At 65.0% G+C, this 22,109-nt stretch carries 15 protein-coding genes; 5 read left to right on the forward strand and 10 right to left on the reverse strand.

Going from position 1 to position 22,109, the window contains the following annotated elements; genetic code table 11:
* Positions 1–19: 19 nt before the first annotated feature.
* The 5 genes from JAB4_RS25805 (at position 20) to JAB4_RS25825 (ending at position 8,703) form a co-directional block, all read left to right on the forward strand.
* Entirely contained in the window at positions 20–2,494 is a 2,475-nt protein-coding gene (locus tag JAB4_RS25805; protein ID WP_083287337.1) for a TonB-dependent receptor, read from the forward strand.
* 162 nt (positions 2,495–2,656) lie between these two features.
* Complete coding sequence (locus tag JAB4_RS25810) at positions 2,657–3,676, forward strand: LacI family DNA-binding transcriptional regulator (RefSeq protein WP_070220789.1); 1,020 nt, start codon at positions 2,657–2,659, stop codon at positions 3,674–3,676.
* 240 nt (positions 3,677–3,916) lie between these two features.
* Positions 3,917–5,317 (forward strand): alkaline phosphatase family protein, encoded by a 1,401-nt coding sequence (locus tag JAB4_RS25815; RefSeq protein WP_070220788.1) that lies wholly within the window; start codon positions 3,917–3,919, stop codon positions 5,315–5,317.
* 80 nt (positions 5,318–5,397) lie between these two features.
* On the forward strand, positions 5,398–7,020 hold the full coding sequence (locus JAB4_RS25820; RefSeq protein WP_070220787.1) for a histidine-type phosphatase: 1,623 nt from the start codon (positions 5,398–5,400) through the stop codon (positions 7,018–7,020).
* Between the two features lie 96 nt (positions 7,021–7,116).
* Positions 7,117–8,703, forward strand: coding sequence for a histidine-type phosphatase (locus JAB4_RS25825; protein ID WP_070220786.1), 1,587 nt, complete (start codon positions 7,117–7,119; stop codon positions 8,701–8,703).
* Positions 8,704–8,733: 30 nt separating this feature from the next.
* On the opposite strand, the gene JAB4_RS25830 is transcribed toward JAB4_RS25825, so the two are convergent.
* The 10 genes from JAB4_RS25830 to JAB4_RS25875 form a co-directional block, all read right to left on the reverse strand.
* Positions 8,734–10,233 (reverse strand): CoA-acylating methylmalonate-semialdehyde dehydrogenase, encoded by a 1,500-nt coding sequence (locus JAB4_RS25830; protein WP_070308501.1) that lies wholly within the window; start codon positions 10,231–10,233, stop codon positions 8,734–8,736.
* A gap of 14 nt (positions 10,234–10,247) precedes the next feature.
* Entirely contained in the window at positions 10,248–11,045 is a 798-nt protein-coding gene (gene iolB / locus JAB4_RS25835) for a 5-deoxy-glucuronate isomerase (protein ID WP_070308503.1), read from the reverse strand.
* Complete coding sequence (gene iolE, locus JAB4_RS25840; RefSeq protein WP_070220965.1) at positions 11,042–11,956, reverse strand: myo-inosose-2 dehydratase; 915 nt, start codon at positions 11,954–11,956, stop codon at positions 11,042–11,044. The genes iolB and iolE overlap by 4 nt, the downstream gene beginning before the upstream one ends.
* A 1-nt stretch (position 11,957) precedes the next feature.
* Positions 11,958–13,799, reverse strand: a complete 1,842-nt coding sequence (gene iolD / locus JAB4_RS25845; RefSeq protein ID WP_070220967.1) for a 3D-(3,5/4)-trihydroxycyclohexane-1,2-dione acylhydrolase (decyclizing) — start codon at positions 13,797–13,799, stop codon at positions 11,958–11,960.
* On the reverse strand, positions 13,796–15,742 hold the full coding sequence (iolC, locus tag JAB4_RS25850) for a 5-dehydro-2-deoxygluconokinase (protein ID WP_070220969.1): 1,947 nt from the start codon (positions 15,740–15,742) through the stop codon (positions 13,796–13,798). The genes iolD and iolC overlap by 4 nt, the downstream gene beginning before the upstream one ends.
* A gap of 12 nt (positions 15,743–15,754) precedes the next feature.
* Complete coding sequence (gene iolG, locus JAB4_RS25855; RefSeq protein WP_083287338.1) at positions 15,755–16,744, reverse strand: inositol 2-dehydrogenase; 990 nt, start codon at positions 16,742–16,744, stop codon at positions 15,755–15,757.
* Positions 16,745–16,814: 70 nt separating this feature from the next.
* Positions 16,815–17,915 (reverse strand): porin, encoded by a 1,101-nt coding sequence (locus JAB4_RS25860; RefSeq protein WP_083287339.1) that lies wholly within the window; start codon positions 17,913–17,915, stop codon positions 16,815–16,817.
* A 110-nt stretch (positions 17,916–18,025) separates the two neighbouring features.
* On the reverse strand, positions 18,026–18,856 hold the full coding sequence (locus JAB4_RS25865; protein WP_217494574.1) for an inositol monophosphatase: 831 nt from the start codon (positions 18,854–18,856) through the stop codon (positions 18,026–18,028).
* Positions 18,853–19,938 carry an ABC transporter ATP-binding protein gene (locus JAB4_RS25870; protein WP_070220974.1) on the reverse strand — a complete coding sequence of 362 codons (1,086 nt, stop codon included), beginning with the start codon at positions 19,936–19,938 and terminating at the stop codon, positions 18,853–18,855. Before JAB4_RS25870 ends, JAB4_RS25865 begins: the two co-directional genes overlap by 4 nt.
* A complete protein-coding gene (locus JAB4_RS25875; RefSeq protein ID WP_227742040.1) occupies positions 19,935–22,109 on the reverse strand; it encodes an iron ABC transporter permease in 2,175 nt (724 codons plus the stop codon). Before JAB4_RS25875 ends, JAB4_RS25870 begins: the two co-directional genes overlap by 4 nt.

Here is a 22,109-nt window from a genome sequence, read left to right on the forward strand (position 1 = left end):
TTCAAAAAAGGCTGTCACCATGTACGCTCAAGTCGTTGCCGTTTCCTCCCCGAACACCCTGCGCACGCGTCTGCGCCCGCTGGCCCTGGCGGCCATGCTGCTCGCTGGCGCCGCCCTGCATGCCCAGGCAGCCGCCCAGGCCGTGCCGGCGGTCGCCAGCTACGCCATTCCCGCCGGCCCGCTGGCCGGCGCCCTGAACCGCTATGCACAGCAGGCGGGCGTGTCCATCGTCATCGACGCGGCCAAGGTGCAGGGGCTGCAGACGGCCGGCCTGCAAGGCAGCTACGCCATCGACGACGGCTTCGCCATGCTGCTGCGCGGCAGCGGCTATGCCATCGGCAAGACGTCCACCGGCTATGTGCTGGTGGCCGCACCGGCGTCCGCCCCCACGGCGGCGGCAAGCTCCGCTTCGGCGGGCGAGCGCACCATGCCCTCGATTACCATCGTCGGCCAGGCCGAACAAGGCGCCACCACGGAAGGCAGCGGTTCCTACACGGCGCGCAAGCTCACCATCGGCAAGGGTGAACAAGCGATGAAGGACATCCCGCAATCGGTCAGCGTGCTGACGCGCCAGCGCCTGGACGACCAGGGCATCACGGACTTGCGCGAAGCTGTCAACAACGTCACCGGCGTGGTGGGCGTGCATGGCGTGGGCCCGGGCGTGGTCATCACGGCGCGCGGCTTCCAGATCGACCAATGGCAATACGACGGCGTGCCGATCGACCGCAACACCTATGCGCTGGGTAACTGGGGCCAGGAAAACATGGTCATCTACGACCGCCTGGAAGTGCTGCGCGGCGCTTCCAGCATGCTCGTTGGCACGGGCAGCCCCGGCGGTTCCGTCAACCTGGTGCGCAAGCGCCCGCTGGCCACACGCGCGATCACGCTGACGGGGCGCGCCGGTTCCTGGGACCACTATGGCGCCCAGGTCGACATCAGCAGCCCCCTGAACGCGGAAGCTACCCTGCGCGGACGCGCCATCGTCGACGAGGACGACAGCCACTCCTTCATCGACCAGGTATGGAGCAAGAGCCGCACCCTGTACGCGGCAATCGACTACGACCTGGCGCCCGCCACCACGGTCGGCCTGGCCGCCAGCCACGTCAAGGCCCACGGCCGCCCCACGTTCATCGGCCTGCCCCGCTACGTCGACGGCAGCGCACTGCCGCTGCCGCGCTCCACCTTCACGGGCGCCGACTGGAACCGCAGCCTGGTGGAACAGAGCACCGTCTACCTGGACCTGGAACACCACTTCAATACGCAATGGAGCCTGAAGGCCTCGGCGCTGGGCATGAATGAAAGCACCAGCTCCACGCACCAACGCACGGCCTTCGCCATCAAACCCGATGGCAGCGGCGCGCGCTATGGCGACTTTTCCACCGATTTCGACAACCGCAAGCGCGGCATCGACGCTTTCGTGCGCGGCAAATTCGACGGCCTGGGCATCGCGCAGGAAGTCGTCGCCGGCGCCAGCTATGTCAGCATGACGTCGAACGACCGCTATGCGCGCGCGTGGGAAACAGGCGCGGATATCTTCAACATCAAGCACCATCGCCCGTGGCAGGACTTCGACAGCATCGCCGCGCGCGGCGTGAGCAGCTACAGCACCTACGACATGCGCCAGAAAGGGCTGTACGCCACCTGGAACGGCCAGCTGACGGGCAAGCTGAAAGCCCTGCTGGGCGGGCGCTTCAGCTGGTACGACTTCCTGTATGCCACACCGGACGGCTACCGCGACGCCACCCGCGCCACGGCCAAGTTCACGCCATCCGTGGGCCTGATCTATGCATTGACGCCGCAATGGTCGGCCTACGCCAGCTATGCGGACGTGTTCCAGCCGCAGACGAACCACGATGTGGCCGGCCGCACCCTCAAGCCGATCACGGGCAGCAGCTACGAAGGCGGCATCAAGGGTGAACTGCTGGACGGCAAGGTCAACACCTCGCTGGCCGTATTCCGCTATGACCACAAGGACCGCGCCGTCACCGACTACGCTGCCGGTTTCGCCTGCGACGGCTGGTACTGCTCGCGCGCCTCGGGCAAGGTGCGCAGCCAGGGCCTGGAAGCGGAGGTGTCGGGCGAAGTGGCGCGCGGCCTGCAGCTGTCGGCCGGCTATGCCTACACGACGACGACCTACCTCGACGATCCGGACAACAAGGGCCAGGTCTTTTCCACGTGGACGCCGAAGCACATGCTGCGCCTTTGGTCCAGCTATACCCTGCCCGGCGCGTGGGACAAGTTCAGCGTGGGCGCCGGCACCAGCCTGCAAAGCCATACGGTCGATACCGAACGCACGTTCAAGGTTGCCGGTTTCTCGATCTGGAATACACGCCTGGGCTGGCAAGCCACGCCGCAAGTGGCCCTGTCGGTCAACGTCAACAATCTGTTCGACAAGCGCTACATCATCCCGGCCTACAACACCACCGGGTCGAACAACTATTATGGCGACCCGCGCAACGTGCAGTTTACCCTGAAGTACACGCCGAAGTGGTAAGACGATTGAAAAGCTGAGGGCCGGCACGCCGGCCCGCGCCGCGTGACTGATAGTGCCACCGGCATTCAGTTCGCGCCGCGGCCGGGATTTTCGGCTAAGATGATGGCGCGGCGTTGCGCCGCACCGCATCGTGTATCGGCCTCTCAATCATCTACACCGTCAATGGAACAAAAAGACAAGTCCTGGGTCACTTCGATCGACGTCGCCAAACGGGCCGGCGTCTCGCGCTCCGCCGTCTCGCGCACATTCACGCCCGGCGCCAGCGTGGCACCCGAAACGCGGGCCCGCGTGATGGAAGCGGCGCAGTCGCTGGGCTACCAGGTCAACATCCTGGCGCGCAGCATGAACCAGGGGCAAAGCAATCTGGTGGGCGTCGTCATCACGGGCTTCACGGACCCGTTCCGCGTGGCCCTGCTGGGCGAAGTCACGCGCAGCCTGAGCGAACATGCGCTGGTGCCGCTGCTGATGAATGCGGAAGATCCCGAACGCCTCAGCGAACTGCTGCGCATCCTCCTCAGCTACAAGATTTCCGGCGTCATCATGACGTCCGGCTCGCCGCCGTCCGCCGTGGCGACGGAATACCTGCAGCGGCAAGTACCGGTGGCCATGATCAACCGCGCGCGCGACCTGAAGGGCGTGGACGTGGTCAACAGCGACAACCGCCATGGCGGCGAACTGGCGGCCAGCACCCTGCTCGACAGCGGCGCCAAACGGCTGGCCTTCGTCAACACGCGCGCCAGCAGTTTCAGCGGCATCGCGCGCGGCAAGGCCTTCCTCGACCACCTGGCGCCGGCCGTGGCGAAGAAGCGCTGCACGGCCGGCGAATACCTGGCCGACGCCATCGGCTACCAGGCGGGCCAGGAAGCGGCCGACGCCCTGCTCGCCTCGGGCAAGCTGCCCGACGGCGTCTTTTGCGCCACCGACCTGATCGCCTGCGGCTTCATCGACGCGGCGCGCAGCAAGTACGGCATCGACGTGCCCGCGCAATTGCAGGTGATCGGCTTCGACGACATTCCCATGGCGGCGCTCGACGCCTACCAGCTGACCACCATCCGCCAGGATGCGGGCGACTTGGCGCGTCGCGCCGTCAAGAGCCTGGTCGAGCGCATGGAAAAATTTGCCATGCCGGGCCGCCTGAAGGAAGTCCCCGTCACGCTGGTGCGGCGCGGCACGACGCGCTAAGCGACTCAATACGGCAGATGGCGCAACGCCGTCTGCCCGCCCCCACCGCCCCGCAGCGCCCGCCGTTCCCCGTTTTCCACACTTTTTCATCCTCCGCCTGTACTTGTTGACATCGAAAAAAATCCGGGTTACTGTTTGCACACGCGTGCTGCACACGTGTGCAATTTCTTCAAGAAGCCTGTTCTGGCCATACCACTAAAAAAAGCGCCCCGTCCACGGAGGCGTATCAAGGAGACCGTTATGTTGAACCACGTTCTAAGAATCGCCCTGTTCGGCGCCGGGGCCATCGGCCTGGCGGCCTGCACCACCCCCGCCGGCATGCAGCACAATACGGCTGCCAGTGCCGCCGCCGATCCGAAGCTGGCGAAGATCGGCCAGATCGTCGTCGTGTACATGGAAAACCGCAGCTTCGACCACCTGTTCGGTACCTTCCCCGGCGCCGACGGCATCGCCAATGGCCGCTCGCCGGACACCACCACGCAGACCGGTCCCGACGGCAAGCCCTATGCGATGCTGCCCGCCGTGGCGCTCGACAAGGGCGGCCTGGACCAGCGCTTCAAGGGCGACATCGCCAACGCGCCCTTCCACATGGAGCCGAGCGTGTCGCTGGGCGACAAGACGGCCAGTCCCGTGCACGCATTCTGGACGCACAAGCGCCAGATCAACGACGGCAAGAACGACCGCTTCGTCGTCGAGGGCAATACGGGCGCCCTGCCCATGGGCTATTTCGACGGCAGCAAGCTCAAACTGTGGGCCCTGGCGCAGCGCTACACCCTGGCCGACCGCTTCTTCCAGTCCGCCTACGGCGGTTCCTTCCTCAACCACATGTGGCTGACCTGCGCCTGCACGCCCGTGTTCCCGAACGCGCCCAAATCCATCGTCGCCCAGGATGAGCGCGGCACCGGCCACAAGAAGGGCGAGGAAGCAGAAGTGACGCAGGACGGCTACGCCGTCAACACCATGCAGGGCCCGCTGCTGTTCGATCCGACCAAGAAGCAGACCTTCCTGCCGCCGCAAACCATGCCCACCATCGGCGACCGCCTGACGGACAAGGGCATATCCTGGGTCTATTATGCGGACGGCTACGACATCGCCGTCGCCTCGACCAAGTCGGGCAAGAAGGCCGACGATTTCTCGTATCACCACCAGCCGTTCACCTACTTCAAGCGCTTCATCGACAGCCCGCAGCAGCGCGCCACGCACCTGAAGGACCGCTCCGACATGATCGCCGACGTCCAGGCGGGCAAGCTGCCGCCCGTCTCGTTCTACAAGCCCATGGGCAAGAAGAACATGCATCCGGGGATGGACAAATCGAGCGTGGCGGCCGGCGATGACGAGGGCGTGGCCATCATCAACGCCATCATGGAAGGCCCGCAATGGAAGGATACCGTCATCATCGTCACCACCGATGAAAACGGCGGCTTCTGGGACCACGTGGCGCCGCCCAAAGGCGACCGCTTCGGCCCGGCCACGCGCATCCCCGCCCTCGTCATCTCGCCGTTCAGCGAAGGCGGGCATATCGACCATACCGAGTATGAAACCGTGTCGATCCTGAAGTTCATCGAGGAACGCCATGGCCTGGCGCCATTGAGCGAGCGCGATGCGCGCGCCAACAGCCTGGCCAAGGCCCTCAAGCTCTAAATTCCACCATCCTGCCTGTCTGCCCTGGGTGCGCCGTCCTGCGCGGCGCGCCCGGGCAACTCACATCCAAAGGAAACGCCATGCTGCATGCACGCCATCTCCCCCTGTCCATCCTGATGCTCTCCCTGGCCGCCTGTGGCGGCGGCGAGACAACGCCTCCGGTGACGCCCCCTGTCACGCCGCCGGTGACACCCCCTGTGACGCCGCCGCCCGCCACCTATTACCAGACCAAGACGCCGTACACGCCGCAGCAGGAGGCGGCCACGTATGAAGCCGCGCCGGCCGGCTACGCGCCCGTGTTCACCGAACTGGTGGCGCGCCACGGTTCGCGCGGCCTGTCGAGCATGAAGTACGACGCCGCCTTCTACAACGTCTGGCAAAGGGCCGCCGCCGACGATGCGCTCACGCCGCTGGGGCAAAAGCTGGGCGCCGACATCCTGAAACTGATGAAGGCCAACGCGCTGCTCGGCTACGGCGTGGACGGCATCACGGCGCCCGGCTACGGCAACCTGTCGCAGACGGGCATCAATGAGCACAAGCAGCTGGCCGTGCGCATGCTGGCGCGCCTGCCCGCCCTGTTCACGCAACTGGGCGCGAACGCCGCCAGCGCGCCGCGCCAGATCGTCACCGTCAGTTCCGGCGTGGACCGCGCCAAGGACAGCGCCGCGTATTTTGCGCAGTCGCTGGCCGCCACGGCACCCAACGTCGCGCCGCTGATCACCCTGCCGCCCGCGCCCGCCGGCTACCCGGCCGGCAAGCCCGTGGCGCAGCCAGCTGGCACCAACCGCTTCCTGCTGTATGCGCACAAGCTGGTGCCCAAGACGGACCTCGTCACCGATGCCCTCGACGGCTACTACCAGACCTACCAGGACAGCCAGGCCTACCAGAACTACCTGAAAAGCCCCGACTTCCTGGCCAAGTACACGGCCATCGACACGGACGCCACGGCGCGCACCCTGGGCCGTGCAGTGCTGGAACGGCTGTTTAGCAAGGCGTTTGTCGACAAGATCGACAACGGCACCTACAGCTTCGCCAATACGGGTACTTACAGCTTCACCAGCGACGACGGCAAGTTCACCAACACTGTCACGGGCGACGGCGAGACCACCATCAAGGGCCTGGCCGATGCCGCGTCCGTGCTGTACAACCTGTACGCCATCATGGCCGGCATGACGAACGAGGTCAAAGCCGACTTCGTGCAGTACATGCCGTCGGACGCGGCCAAGTACCAGGCCTTCGTGCAGGATTACCAGGATTTCTACAACAAGGGTCCCGGCACCACGGAAAGCGCCGGCGTCACCTGGAACTACGTGCGCGCGCTGCGCGAGGACTTCTTCACGGAAGTGGACGCCATCGCGCGCGGCGACCTGTCGCACGGCGCCAAGCTGCGCTTCACGCATGCGGAAGCCATCATCCCGCTGGCCACGGCCATGGGCCTGAAGACCGTCGTCGGCGCGCTGCCGGCGGCGCAGACCTACAGTTATGACAACAGCAGCTGGCGCGGCCTGTACGTGGCGCCGATGGCGGCCAACATGCAGTGGGACGTGTACCGCGACGCCAGCGGCAATGTGCTGGTAAAAATGCTGTACAACGAAAAGGAAACCGACTTCCAGGCCGCCTGCGATGGCGCGCGCCATGCGGCCGGCAGCCATTTCTATGTATATGCGAAGCTGAAGACCTGCTACGGCCACGTGGCGCAGTAATCACGGAGTGCAGGCGGGCCGGCTCCCAGCCGTGCCCGCCAGTTTGGCGTTTGATGCTAGGCTTGCGCCCAGGAACTCATCACGTCACGGACTCCCATGCCTCCATCGCTTCCCCTGGCCAGCATCCCGCTGGCCCTGGCCCTCGCCATGTGCGCCGGTCCCACGCTGGCCGTCGAAGGCCATTACCAGACCAAGACGCCGTATGCGCCGCAGCAGGACCCGGCCACCTATGCCGCGCCGCCGGCCGGCTTCCAGCCCATCTTCACGCAACTGGTGGCGCGCCACGGTTCGCGCGGACTCACAAGCATGAAGAACGACGCGGCCCTGTATGCGATGTGGCAGCAGGCCGCCGCGCAGGATGCGCTCACGCCCCTGGGCCGCGAACTCGGCCCCGACATCCTGGCCCTGATGAAGGCCAATGCCTTGCTCGGTTATGGCGTGGCCGGCATCGAGCGGCCCGGCTACGGCAATCTGTCGCAGACGGGCATCGACGAGCACCGGCAGCTGGCCGTGCGCATGCTGGCGCGCCTGCCCACCCTGTTCGCGCAAGTGGGGCAAGACGCGGCGACGGCGCCGCGACAGCTCGTCACCATTCATTCCGGCGTGGACCGCGCGCGCGACAGTTCGCGCTTCTTCACGCAGTCGCTGCTCGAGCACGCGCCAGCGCTGACGCCCTTGCTGTACCTTCCGCCCGCGCCGGCGCCATATCCGCAAGGGCGCAAGCCCGCGGTACAGCCGATATTGCAGCCCGATGGCGTCAACCGCTTCCTGCTGTACGCGCACAAGCTGGCGCCGCAGACGGACCGTGTCACCGATCCGGCCAACCCGTATTACGCCACCTATGCCGCCAGCCAGGCCTACCAGTACTATGAACGAAGCAAGCAGCTGGATGCGCTGATGGGAACCCCGGCCAGGCTGCCTGCGGCGACCGCGCATGCGCGCCACGTGCTCGAACGGCTGTTTTCTCCCGCCTTCCTCGACCAGTTGGAAGGCGGCCGCGCCAGCTATGCGGACACGGGCAGCTACACCTTCACCAGCGCCGACGGCAAGTTCACGCGCACCATGACGGGCAGCGGCAAGACCGTGATCCGCAGCCTGAATGCGGCCGCGACAAAACTGTATGAGCTGTATGCGATCGCGGCCGGCATGCGGCATGAAGTGCCGGTCGATTTCAGCCGCTACATGCCTGCCGAGGATGCGCGCTACTACGCGTATATCGCCGACCACGAGGATTTTTACCAGAAGGGACCGGCCACCAAGGAAAGCAGCGGTGTGACGTGGCGCTTTGCGCTGGCCTTGCGCGACGATTTTTTCAATGAGGTCGATGCGCTGGCCAGGGGAGATGTGCGCCACGCGGCGAAGCTGCGCTTCACGCACGCCGAGATGATCATTCCGCTCGCTTCGGCCATGGGCTTGCAGCAGGCGCTGGCCCCCTTGCCGGCATCGGTCAGTTACAGTTATGAAAACAATCCATGGCGCGGCCAGAACGTCTCGCCGCTGGCGGCCAATATGCAGTGGGATGTGTACCGCAACGAGGCAGGGCAGCTCATCGTGCGCCTGCTGTACAACGAAAAGGAAACGGACTTCCAGGCCGCTTGCGACGGCGCCCGCATCGCGCCGGGCAGCGTCTTTTACGACTACGCAAAACTGAAAACCTGCTACGGACACGTGGCGGCGCGCTGACGCGCTGATACTGCGCGCCGCCAGCGCGCTTTACTTCAGGGTCGGCATGGCAAACTCGGCCCCGGCCGCCGTCGAGGCCGGCCAGCGCTGCGTCACCGCCTTCTGCTTCGTATAGAAACGTACCGATTCCGGGCCGTGCGCATGGTGGTCGCCGAACAGGCTGCGCTTCCAGCCGCCGAAGCTGTGGAAGGCCATCGGCACGGGAATCGGCACGTTCACCCCGACCATGCCCACCTGCACCCGGTGCGTGTATTCGCGCGCCGTGTTGCCGTCGCGCGTGTAGATGGCCGTGCCGTTGCCGTATTCATGCGCATTGACCAGGTCCAGCGCCGCCGTGAAATCGGGCACGCGCACGATGCACAGCACGGGGCCGAAGATTTCTTCCTTATAAATCGTCATGTCCGGCGTGACGTGGTCGAACAGGCTGCCGCCGAGGAAAAAGCCCTGCTCATGGCCGGGCAGGACAAAACCGCGCCCGTCGCAGATAAGCTTGGCGCCTTCCTTGACCCCCGTGGCGATATAGCCGGCGATCTTCTCCTTGTGCACCTGCGTGACGACCGGCCCCATTTCGGCCGACAGATCCATGCCCTGCGTGATCTTTAACGCCGCGATGCGCGGCACCAGGGCTTCCACCAACTGGTCCGCCACATTGCCGACCGCCACGACGACGGAAATGGCCATGCAGCGCTCGCCGGCCGAACCAAACGCGGCGCCCATCAGGGCATCGACCGTCTGGGGAATGTCCGCGTCGGGCATGACGACCATGTGGTTTTTCGCGCCACCGAGCGCCTGCACGCGCTTGCCCTGGGCGCAGCCCGTCGCATAGATATACTCGGCGATCGGCGTGGAACCGACGAAGCTGACGGCGCGCACGTCCGGGTGGTGCAATAAGCCATCGACGGCTTCCTTATCTCCCTGCACCACGTTGAAGACACCGTCGGGCAAGCCCGCGTCCGTCAGCAGCTGCGCCAGCAGCAGGCTGGCCGACGGGTCGCGTTCCGACGGTTTTAATACAAACGTGTTGCCGCAGGCAATGGCCATCGGGAACATCCACATCGGCACCATCACGGGAAAGTTGAACGGCGTGATGCCGACACAGACGCCGAGCGCCTGGCGGATCGACCAGGCGTCGATGCCGCCGGCCACCTGTTCCGAGTATTCTCCCTTCATCATCTGCGGGATGCCGCAGGCAAACTCCACCACTTCGATGCCGCGCGTCACTTCCCCTTTCGCATCCGTGAAAACTTTGCCGTGTTCACGCGTGATCAGCTCGGCCAGCTTGTCGGCGTTTTGCTCCAGCAATTCCTTGAATTTGAACATGACGCGGGCGCGGCGCAGGGGCGAGGTTTGCGACCAGGCGGGAAAGGCCGCATGGGCGGCAGCCACGGCCGCGTTCAGCTCGGCAGGCGTGGCCAGCGCCACCTTGGCCGTCACGGCGCCCGTGGCAGGATTAAACACATCGCTCGTGCGCTCGGTGCGCGAAGCCATCGGGTTGCCACCAATAAAGTGGCCGATCATCGGGGTCGTCATTGTCTTGTCCTTGGTTATTTCGTCATCAGCCAGTCATGGGCCGGGTCGTTTTTAAAATGCCACACGCGTTTCGGGCCGGCCATCACGTTCAGGTAATAGCCGTCGTAGCCATACGGCACGGTGACGGGGTGGTAGCCACGCGGCACCATCACCACGTCGTGGTTTTCCACGGCCATGGCTTCGTCAATGCTGCGGTCATCCGTGTAGACGCGCTGGTAGGCAAAGCCCTGCTCAGGATGGAGGCGGTGGTAATAGGTTTCTTCCAGCGAACTTTCGGTTGGAATATTGTCGCTGTCGTGCTTGTGCGGCGGATAGCTGGACGAATGGCCGGACGGCGTGACGACTTCCACCACCAGCAAGCCGTCCGCCTCGGCCGTCTGCGGCAGGATGTCGCACACATAGCGCGTGTTGGCGCCCTGGCCGCGCACGGAGCGCGTCATGGTGGAAGGTTCGATCAGGCGCGCCGGACGGTGGGTCGTGGCCGGGGCGCTGCACAAGGCCACCTCGGCGGCGCTCACGGCCGTGATACGCACCGTGGTTTCCAGCGGCACATACACGGCGTAGGGCGAGACGTCCTCGAAGACGCTGGCGCGCTTGCCGATGCCTTCCCATACGTGATCGCCCGCCTGCACCGTGACCGTGCCCGTCAGCACGACGAGGCACAGCTCGCGGTGGCCCGTCTCCAGGCTGATGTGTTCGCCGGCCTGCAACCTGTGCGCGGCAAAGCCCACGTGCGTCCAGCCGGCCGATTCCGGCGTGACTTCCACAATCTTGCCGCCGGCCTTGCCTGCTTTGACCAGCAGCGGGCTCATGCCGCCTCCCGACCCAGGCGCGGAATCGCATGGACCAGGCGCGCCAGGTAATCGTGGCCCATCTTCGCGTATGCGTAGCTGGGGGCGACGGCCGGGTCTTGCTCCGCCTCCACCACCAGCCAGCCCGCGTAGCCATGCAGATACAGCCGCGTCAGGATGGCCGGGAAGTCGATGCAGCCGTCGCCCGGCACGCTGAAGGCGCCATTGATGACGGCCTGCAAAAAACTCCAGTGGCCATTGCGGGCCAGTTTCACCACGTTCGGGCGCACATCCTTGCAATGCACGTGGCAAATCCTGTCGATATGTTTATTGAGCACCGCCAGCGCGTCGCCGCCGGCAAAGGTGATATGACCCGTATCAAACAACAAGCCCACTTCCGGCCCCGTCAAGGCCATCAGTTGATCCACGTCGGCCGGCGTTTCCACGTAGGCGCCCATGTGGTGGTGGTAGGCCAGGCGCACGCCGTGCGCCAGCAGGTGGGCGGCAAAGGCCGTGAGTTTATCGGCGTAGTCCTGCCATTGCTGGGCGGACTGGAAACGCGGGCGTTTATACAAGGGACGCGCTTCGCCCTGGATGGCGTCGGCCACTTCGCCGTAGACCATGACGGTGGCGCCGCTGTCGGCAAGTAAACGTAAATGCGGGCCAACAGAAGCGATCTCTTCTTCCACCGAGCGGTGCGCCAGGCGGCCCGAATACCAGCCCGAGACGCAGGCGAGATTGTATTTGCCCAGCACGGCGTTCAGCGCCGGGGCATCTTTCGGAAACTTGTTGCCCAGTTCAAAACCCACATAGCCGATCTCGGCGCCTTCCTTCAGCGCCGTTTCCAGGGGCGTCTCGCCGCCCAGGCTCGGTAAATCGTCGTTCATCCACGAGATCGGATTGATGCCGATGCGTACATTCCAGGTAGTCATTTCAATTCCTTTGTTTCAGGCGATCGTTTTCATAACGGGCACGCGCAGCTTGCACGCCGGGCTGGGTGGACACTTCCGGTACGGCCACTTCCCACCAGCAGCCGCCCTCCTGCGTCGTGCGCGTGTCGTCCGTGTCGATGCAGATCAGATACGTGCGGGAAGCTGCCCGGGCGCGCAGCATCGCCTGTTCGAGTTCGGCAATCGAACCCACATGTTCGGACAGCGCGCCCAAGGATTGCGCATGCAGGGCGAAGTCGATAGGCGGTGCGCTGTCGGGCAGCATATTGTTGAACGAGGCATTGCCGCAGGCCTGCTGCAATCGGTTGATGCAGCCATAGCCCCGGTTGTCGAGCACGACGATGATGAGTTTTTTGTCGAGCATGACGGAAGTGGCGATTTCCGAATTCATCATCAGATAGCTGCCGTCGCCCACCATGACGATGACTTCCGAGTCAGGCTTGGCCATCTTGACGCCGAGGCCGCCGGCGATCTCATAGCCCATGCACGAGTAGCCGTATTCCATGTGGTAGCCGCCCGGCGTTGACGTTCTCCACAGTTTATGCAACTCGGCCGGCAAGGTACCGGCCGCGCAGACGACGATGTCGCGCACAGTAGAATCCGGTGCGGAACGCTGCACGGCGCCGATGACTTCGCCGTCGTACGGCAAGCCGGCGACCTCGCGTTTGCCAGTAATGGACGCCACGGTGTCGCGCCAGGCATGCGCCGCCTGCTGCGCGCGGTCCAGCCACTGGCCCGCGCTATTCCAGCTGCCCAGCAGCCGCGACAGGCCCTGCAAGCCCAGGGTCGCGTCCGCTTGTACACCCAGGCCGCGGCGTTTCAGCGCATCAAAGTTGTTGACGTTCAGGCTGAGCAGTTGCGCCTGCGCAAACAGGGAGTTCGATCCTGTCGTGAAATCCTGCAGGCGCGTGCCGACGGCCAGCACCACGTCGGCCTGCGCCGCCAGCGCGTTGGCGGCGGGCGAACCGGTGACGCCGATGGCGCCCAGCTGCAAGGGGTGGTCCCACGGTAAAGAACTCTTGCCGGCCTGGGTTTCCGCCACGGGAATGCCGTGCCGTTCGGCAAACGCCTGCAAGGCGGCGCCGGCCTGGCCGTACAGCACGCCGCCGCCGGCGACGATCAGCGGCTGTTTTGCATTTTTCAACAGCAACGCGGCCTCTTCCAGTTCCTGCTCGACGGGCGGCACGGCGCGGAAACGCACGACTCTCGGTTCGAAAAAGTCGGCCGGATAGTCATACGCCATCGTCTGCACGTCTTGCGGCAGAGACAAGGTCACGGGGCCGCAAGCGGCCGGGTCCGTCAAGGCGGCGATCGCGCGCGGCAAGGCCGTGAGCAATTGTTCCGGATACACGATGCGGTCAAAGTAGCGCGACAGCGGTTTGAAGGCATCGTTGACCGACACGCTGCCATCCGTGCCATCTTCCAGCTGCTGCAAGACGGGATCCGGCGCGCGCGAGACGAACACGTCGCCTGGCAACAGCAACACAGGCAAACGGTTGACGTGGGCCAGCGCGGCGGCGGTGAGCAGATTCGTCGCACCCGGACCGATGGAACTGGTCACCGCCATCATGCGCCGGCGCATGTGGGCTTTCGCATAGGCGATGGCCGCATGCGCCATCGCCTGTTCATTGTGCGCGCGGAAAGTGGGGAACACATCCTTGTACTGGTACAGCGCCTCGCCCATGCCGGCGACGTTGCCGTGGCCAAAGATGGCGAAGGCGCCGCCGAACAGGGGCTGGCCATCCTCGGTGCGCAGGGCCGACAGGTAGCGCACCAGCGCCTGCGCCATGGTCAGGCGGATGGTTTTATGGATGGTCGCGCTCATGCCGCACGCTCCAGGCGGTTGCGCGTGCGCTGCCACAAGCTGATCAGCTGCTCGAAGTTGGCGCGCACGGCGGCGATCAGGCCCGCATCGTCGAGTTCGCCAGCCAGCCAGCGGCGGCTCGGTTCCTGGAAGATGGTGCGGCCCACCATGAAGCCGCGGCAGGTGGTGCTGGCACTGGCTTGCTCGAAACTGTCGGCCAGCGCGGCGATGGGGGCGTTCAAGCCCAGCAAGACGACGCCACGGCAATACGGATCGCGCTCATGCACGAGGGCATCGATGGCTTGCCATTGCTGGGCCGACATGCTTTCCAGCTTCCACCATTCGGGATAGATGCCGAGGTTGTACAGGCGTTTCACCGCGCGATACACGGTATCGTCGTGCTGGGGCAGTGACTTGGCAGGAATAATTTCCAGCAGCAATTCATGGCCCGTGATTTGCGCCGCGTCGTACAAGCCCTTGATTTGCGCTTCCTGTTCCAGCCGGTTTTCCGGCGTATCGTCGGGATGCAGCTGCACCAGGCACTTGATCACGTGCTCCTTCGGCCACTGCGTCAACCGCGACGCCAGCGAACGGCCCCAGTCGAACTGCAAGGGATTCGAACCCGGCATCTCGACGGGACGGCCGATCCACCAGCCGCGCCCCGTCGCATCGTTGAGCGCGTCGACACCATAGCGGTCATCGATCAGCACGCCCGTGCCGCCCTGCAAGCCGCGCGCCGCCTCCGTCTGGCCCACGGCTTGCACGAACAGTTGCTTGAGCCGCGCAATCTTTGCCTCGTCGGCACCGCCCTGCTGGGCCAGCTCAAAGAATTGCGTGCGGTGATCGAACGCGAATACGCACAGTTCATTCCACTGTTTGCGCGCCACCGTCGTGCGGTGCAGGCGCGCCAGCGTGGCATCCTGGTCAGGACGGGTCAGTTTGGCCGCATTGGCCAGGAAATAGTCGAGCTCGACGGGCGACGGCATGGCCGGCGCGCAGCCGTGGCGCGACACGACGAGGGCGCCGCAGCCATTCGCATAGCGGCAGCACGCCTCGTAATCCTCGCCGCGCAGCCAGCCTTTCAGGAAGCCCGACAGGAAAGCGTCGCCCGCGCCGAGCACGTTCAAGACTTCCACGCGCACGCCCTGATAGTTGAATGCCTGATCGAGACCGGCAGGGATGGCCGCCTCGATGACGGCGCAGCCCAGCGGTCCGCGCTTGACCACCAGGGTTGCACCGCTCACCTTGCGCACGGCGCGCAAGCTGGCCATGATGTCGGTGCCGCCGCCGGCGATCATGAATTCCTCTTCCGTGCCGACGATCAGGTCGAACTGCGGCAGGATGGCCTGCAAATGGCTGGTGACGCCGTCGTTCGAGACGAACCGCGTTTCGCCGTCCGCCTTGCCCGACAAGCCCCACAGCACGGGCCGGTAATCGATGTCGAGCACGGTGCGCACGTTGTTCGCGCGCGCCAATTTCAGAGCTTGCGTGCTGACGGCGTGCATGGCGCTAGTCGAGAAATGCGTGCCGGTGATTAATAACGCTTTGCTGGAAGCGACAAAGGCGGCGTCGACGCTGGACGCGTCGATGGCCATGTCGGCGCAATTTTCGCGATAAAAGATCAGCGGGAAGGTGTGCTTGTCCTTGATGCCGAGCATCACCAGGGCGGTGAGCCGTTCGCGGTCGATGCCGACATGGCTGACGTCGCAGCCCTCCTGCGCCAAGGTATCGGTGAGGAAACGGCCCATGTGGTCGTCGCCCACCTTCGACAGCATGGCCGATTTCAAGCCCAGCCGGGCCGTGCCGAAGGCGATGTTCGCCGACGAGCCACCCAGGTATTTGGCAAAGCTCGTCGCGTCTTCCAGGGTACTGCCGATCTGCTGCGCGTACAGGTCCACCGCCAGGCGGCCCAGGCAGATCACGTCGAGCGCGCGGCCCTGGGCAAATTCAGTCGTATTCTTCATGGCATTGTTTCCTTATGACAGTTGCACGATGCGCTGCTCGCGCCACGATACGGTGGCCGCCTCGGCCAGTTCCAGCGCCTTCAAGCCATCGTGGACGGTGGTGCGCAGCGCCGCGCCATGGGCAAAGGCGTCGAAAAAGTGCGCCATTTCGCTGGCGTAGGCGGCGCGGTAGCGTTCCAGGAAAAAGTCTTCCGGCTTGTCCACGCTGACGTTGACGGCACCATAGGCCGTCACTTCCGTTGGCTTGTGGTTGCCTGCCTGCAGCATGCCGGCGCTGCCCAGCACTTCGAAACGCTGGTCGTAGCCGTAGGCGGCGCGGCGCGTCGTATTGATCTGGCACAAGCGTCCCTTCGCCGTGCGGATGGTCACAGCCGTGCAGTCGAGATCGCCCGCCGCGCCGATGGCCGGATCGACCAGGCAGCTGCCCGTGGCATGCACGCTGACGGCTTCATCGTCGAGTATCCAGCGGAAGATGTCGAAATCGTGGATCAGCATATCCTTGAAGATGCCGCCCGACACCTGGATGTAGCTGACGGGCGGCGGGCCCGGATCGCGGCTGGTGACGATGAGCAACTCCGGCGTGCCGATTTCGCCCGCCGCGATGCGCTGCTTGACGGCGGCAAACGTGGGGTCGTAGCGGCGCTGGAAGCCGATCATGCACAGCACGCCCGCGTCCTTGACGGCAGCGGCGGCGGCGCGCGCGCGCTCCAGGGTCAGGTCGACGGGCTTTTCGCAAAAGATGGCCTTGCCGGCGGCGGCCGCGCGCACGATCAGGTCCGCATGCGTATCCGTGCTCGACGCGATCAGCACGGCCTTGACTGCCGGGTCGGCCAGCACAGCCTCCACGCTGGCGACGCTGGCGCCATGCAGGGCCGCCACTTCCGCCGCCGCGTCCGCATGCACGTCGACCACGTATTTCAGGCGCACGCCGGGCTGGCGTACCAGATTGCCGGCGTGAATGCGGCCGATGCGCCCGGCGCCGAACAATGCCACTTGAATCATTTCCATCTCCTTGATAGTCGGTATCGCTTGGCCCGGAAATGCACACGTGTGCAAATCCGGGCTAAAAAAGTTAAAACAGGTGGATGACGCCCAGCATTACGCCGCTGAGCTTGGCACCCTTCTTGGTGGCGGCGAAGGCATTGCCGCCAAACGTGTAGTTGGCGTTCTTGTCGTTATTGGTTTGCGTGTAGTAGGCGTAGACGGTGCTGCGCTTGGACAAGTAATACTCGTAGCCCAAAGTCGCCTGCTTGGCGCCGCTGTCGTCGCCGCGCACCAGGGTGGTGGCCTTGATGGTCACGCTGCTGCCGTTGGGCGCGCTGCCCGACACGTCGCCTGCCACGCCGAAACGGCCGATGAAGGCACCGCCGCCCGCCTTGTAGGCGCCCGTGATGGTGAAGTAGTCGCGCTGCAAGTCGCCGCCGGCCACGTCATACACCATGCGGTTCCAGGCCACGCCCACGTCGCCGCCGCCGAAGTTGTAATTGCCCACGGCGCGGAACATCTTTTCGCTGAAGCCGGGACGCAAGTCCTTGTGCTTTTCATAGCCGACGGCGCCCTTCACGGGACCGTTTGCGTATTGCACGATGCCCGAATAGATGCGGTCGCCGTTCGATGCCTCGTTTTCGCTGGCGCGGTAAATCGTGGCGCTGAATCCCTGTACCACGGGCGTGCGATAGCTGACGGCATTCGAACTGCGGCGGTTGAAGCCTTCGCCGCCCAGCTGCGAAATGTTGGCGTCATCCTGGATGCCTTCGCCCACGAAACGGTTGGTGTAGCCGTTGATCTGGCGGATCGGCGTGGCGAAGCGGCCCAGCGCGATGCGGCCATAGGCGGGGTTTTCCAGCCCGACAAAGGTATCCTTGCTATTGATGGCGCCCGTGCCATCGTCGAGCTTGGCGTTGCCTTCGATCTGGAAGAAGGCCGTGTTGCCATTGCCCAAATCTTCACGTCCACGGAAACCGATCTTCGAGGAATTGTCCGATACGCGCGACACCGACTCGCCATTCGGCGCCGTGGCCGAGCTCGACGTTTCGATACGGTCGAAGCCCGCGTGGATGCGGCCGTACACGACGACGCTCGATTCGGCCAGCACGCAGCCTGGCGCGACCAGCAACAATACGGCGGCGATCTTGTTCAACTGCATGGTGCTCTTTTTCATCCCGTTTTTCATTTTGTCTCCTGCTTGTTTTTATGGTGGTGGATTACTCATGATGCTCAACAGCGTGTTGCCACTACATGCGTCCCTCGCCGGACGCCTGTCCTCCCTTTCAGTCAATGTGTTCAGGTACAACGCGGCAAGGCCAGCGCCGCCAGTTGCGGATACAAGCGGGGGCCGCCCACCAGGATGGGGTTGCCCTTTTCCAGGCCGTTATCGGCCAGGAAATCATTGCAGCGCCCGCCCGCCTCGTTGACGAGCACGATGCCCGCCAGGCAATCCCAGGAATTGATGTGCGGCTCGAAATAGCCGATCAGGCGCCCGGCCGCCACGTAGGCGATCATCAGCGCGCCGGAACCGTTGCGGATGAACATGCCGCCCTCTTCCAGCACGTCGAGCAGGAAGGGCAAAAAGGTATCGGTGCCCACGCGGTGCGAAAAGCCCACGCCCAGCACGCCGCCCTGCAGGCTGGCCACGTCGTTGACGCGCAGCCGCGTTTCGCCCGCCTTCGCCGTCACATGCGCGCCCTGCCCCAGGCAGGCGTGGAACAGCTCGTCCGCATTCGGGTCGTACACGGCGCCGATGGCGGGCTGGCCGTCGACCAGCACGCCGATCGACACGCACCAGGCCAGCATGCCGTTGACGAAACAGGCCGTGCCGTCGATGGGATCGATGACCCACACGCAGCGCGCGTCGGACGCGCCGCCGCCCCGCTCCTCGCCCACCACGGCGTCTTCCGGGAAGCGCTCGGCGATCTGCGCACGCAGGAAATCCTCGACCATGCGGTCGGCGATGCTGACCATGTCCTGCAAGCCCTTTTCCTCGATCACCAGTTCCGTGCGGCGCTGGAACATGCCCAGCGCAATCTCGCCCGCCTGGCCGATGATGTGCCGGGCATAGGCATAGCGTTCCAGCGTGGCCGCATCGGCCAGTGCTGCCTGTGTCATATCTGTCATGCTTGTCCTCCAATGATGGCTGCGCCATGTTCGTGTACGGTCATGGCGACCGATGTGCCTTGCGTGAAAACCTGGCTCAAGTCGTGCGAGACGGCAAACAGTTCGCCGACCGGTGTCTCGAGCGTGTATTGCATTTCGCGTCCCAGGTAAGTGGCGCGCGCCACGCGCACCACCATGGCGCTGTCGGGCTGCGCGGGCGACAGCAGGATCGCTTCCGGACGCACGGCGAAACTCGCTTCGCCGCTGCGCTGGCTGCGACATGGCAGGCGCAGCCGCAGCTTGCCCATGACGCAGACGGCCTTGCCGTCGGCCACCGATTCGATCACGCCATCGACGATGTTCGCGTTGCAGATGAAGTCGGCGACGAACTTGTCGGCCGGCGACTCGAACAGCTCGTGCGGCGTGCCCTTTTGCGCGATCACCTGGCGGTTCATGACGATGATCTGGTCGGAAATGGCCAGCGCCTCTTCCTGGTCATGCGTGACGTACACGGCCGTCAAGCCCAGCTTGACCTGGATGTCGCGGATCTCGTCGCGCACGCGGCGGCGCAGTTTCGTGTCCAGATTCGACAGCGGCTCGTCCAGCAGCAAGACCTTGGGCTGCAGCACCAGCGAGCGGGCCACGGCCACCCTCTGCTGCTGGCCGCCCGACAACTCGTTGGGGAAGCGCGCGGCAAAATCGGCCAGGCCCACCAGGCGCAGGCTTTCCTGCGCCCGTTCGATGGCGCGCGGCTTGGTCTCGCCCGAGACGGTCAAGCCGTAGCACACGTTGTCGAGCACCGTCATGTGCGGAAACAGCGCATACGACTGGAACACCATGCTGACGTCGCGCTCGGCGGCGGAAGTCAAGGTGACGTCCTCGCCGGCCAGCAGGATGCGCCCGGCGCTGACGCGTTCCAGGCCCGCGATCAGGCGCAGGGTGGACGTCTTGCCGCAGCCGCTGGGGCCCAGCAGGGTGACCATGGTGCGCGGGGCGATCGTGAACGACACATCGTTCACGGCCAGGGCCTTGCCGTAGCGCTTGGTAACACCATCGAATTCCAGCGCGGCAAGCTCTGTTGCTTGGGTAGTAAAGTGGTTCATGCGTAGCTCTTTTCCAGGTTGGGAACGGCGGCCGGCAGCGTTTTTTCGGCGCTGACGCGGCGAAGGCGGCGCTTGCCGACCAGCAAATGGATCAATTGGATGCACAGCAGGATGATGACGATCAGCACCGTGGCGTAGGCGATGGCCGTGCCGTAGTTGCCGTTCGACACCAGGCCGATGATGTAGGACGTGGCCATGTCGTAATCGGCGCTGACGAGGAAGACGACGGCCGAGATCGACGTGATCGAACGCACGAAGCCATACACGAGGGCCGAGGCAATCGCCGGGCGCAGCAGCGGCAGGATGACCTTGCGCATGGTGGTCCAGCTGCTGGCGCCCAGGGTGATCGACGCCTCGTCCAGGCTGCCGTCGAGCTGGCGCATGGCGGCGATGCCCGTGCGCAAGCCCATCGGCATGTTGCGGAAGACAAAGCACAGGATCAGAATCGTCGCCGTGCCCGTCAATTCGATCGGCGCCGAGTTGAACGCCAGGATGTAGCTGATGCCGATGACGGTGCCGGGAATGGCAAAGCTGAGCATGGTGCCGAACTCGAACGCGCTTTTCAGGGCGAATTGCTGGCGCACCAGCAGCCAGGCCGACAGGATGCCGACAAAGGCCGTCAAGGGCGCGGCGATGGCCGAAATCGTCAAGGTGGTGAACAGCGACGGCCAGGCCTGGCCCGTCCAGTGCCAGCCGGCAGCGCCCGCCGTGATGCCGAAGGCGTCGATGTAATGGCGCAAGGTGAAGGCATTGTCCTGGCCCCAGTTGTTCACGAAGCCGCCCGCCACCACGGTGCCGTAGATCAGGGCCGTGAAGGCGAACCATGGCAGGGCGATGGTCCACAAGGTGGTTTTCAGGCGCGGATTGAGCGAGGCGTGGCCGCCGTGGTCGGCCTTGCCCGTCACCGTCACATACGATTTCTTGCCCAGCCACAGGTTCTGGATGAAGAAGGCACCCACGGCAAACGTCAGCAGCACGATGGCCAAAGTCGCCGCGCGGCCCTGGTCGTTCGAGGCACCCACCACGGAAAAGAAGATTTCCGTCGACAGCACGTGGAAGTTGCCGCCCAAGACCATCGGGTTGCCGAAGTCGGCCATGCTTTCGATAAAGCACAACAGGAAGGCATTGGCGATGCCGGGACGCATCAGCGGCAAGGAGACCTTGACGAAGGTTTGCCAGCTGCTGGCGCCCAGGGTGCCCGACGCTTCTTCCAGCGAGGGGCTGACGCCTTCGACCACGCCGATCAATGTCATGAAGGCGATCGGCGCAAAGGCCAGCATCTGCGACAGCCACACGCCCGTCATGCCGTACAGCCAGCGGCTTTGTTCGATGCCAAATAGTTCGCCGACGAGGCCCGTGATGGCGCCGTTGCGGCCGAACAGCAAGATCAGCGCCAGGCCCAGCACGAACGGCGGCGTGACGATGGGGAGAATCGTGATGGCGCGCATGGGGCGTACCCAGCGGCCATTCGTGCGTGTGACCAGCAGGGCGAACACGAGACCGAGGAAGGTGGCCGACACGCCCGTCAGCAAGGCCAGCGCCAGGGTGTTCCAGGCCACGCCGCAGCGGCCGGGACCGGCCACGCAATTGAGGCTCCAGATGCCAGGGTCCGCCAGACGGCGCGCCAGGGCGGCGGCGCCCGTGCCGCCATCGTCCAGGGGCTGGCCGGCGCTGACGAGGATCAGCGCGACGGGGAACAGCACGAACAGGGAAATGAGGCAGATGATGAGGCCGATGGCGCCGGCCACGAAGGCGTCGCCGCGGCACACGCCGCAGGCGGCGGCGCCCGAGGTGAGCAGGAACAGCAGGCACAGCGCCAGCAGCAGCGCGCCGAAACCGAGGCCGGTGCCGGCGGCCAGCGGCCCCCAGCCCAGCCATGCCAGCCACAGCAAGCCGGCGCCGCCGAGGGCGATCTGGCCCAGGCCCAGGGTCTTGCGGTGGGGATTGGCGGCCACCAGCGCGGCGCTGGCGGCGATCAGGGCAAAGAACACGCCCAGCGGCCAGGCGCCGAACGACAGCACGTGCAGCACGGCCGGCGCGCCACGTTCACTGAAGAACTGGCCGTCGCGCAGCCATTCGCCGGCGAACAGTCCCGCTTCCTGCTGCTGCCAGGGCAACAGGCACAACGCTGCCAAAGCGGCCAGCAGCCAGCCGTAAAATATCTTTTTCAT

The organism is Janthinobacterium sp. HH102 (assembly GCF_001758625.2).
GTDB lineage: Bacteria > Pseudomonadota > Gammaproteobacteria > Burkholderiales > Burkholderiaceae_D > Janthinobacterium.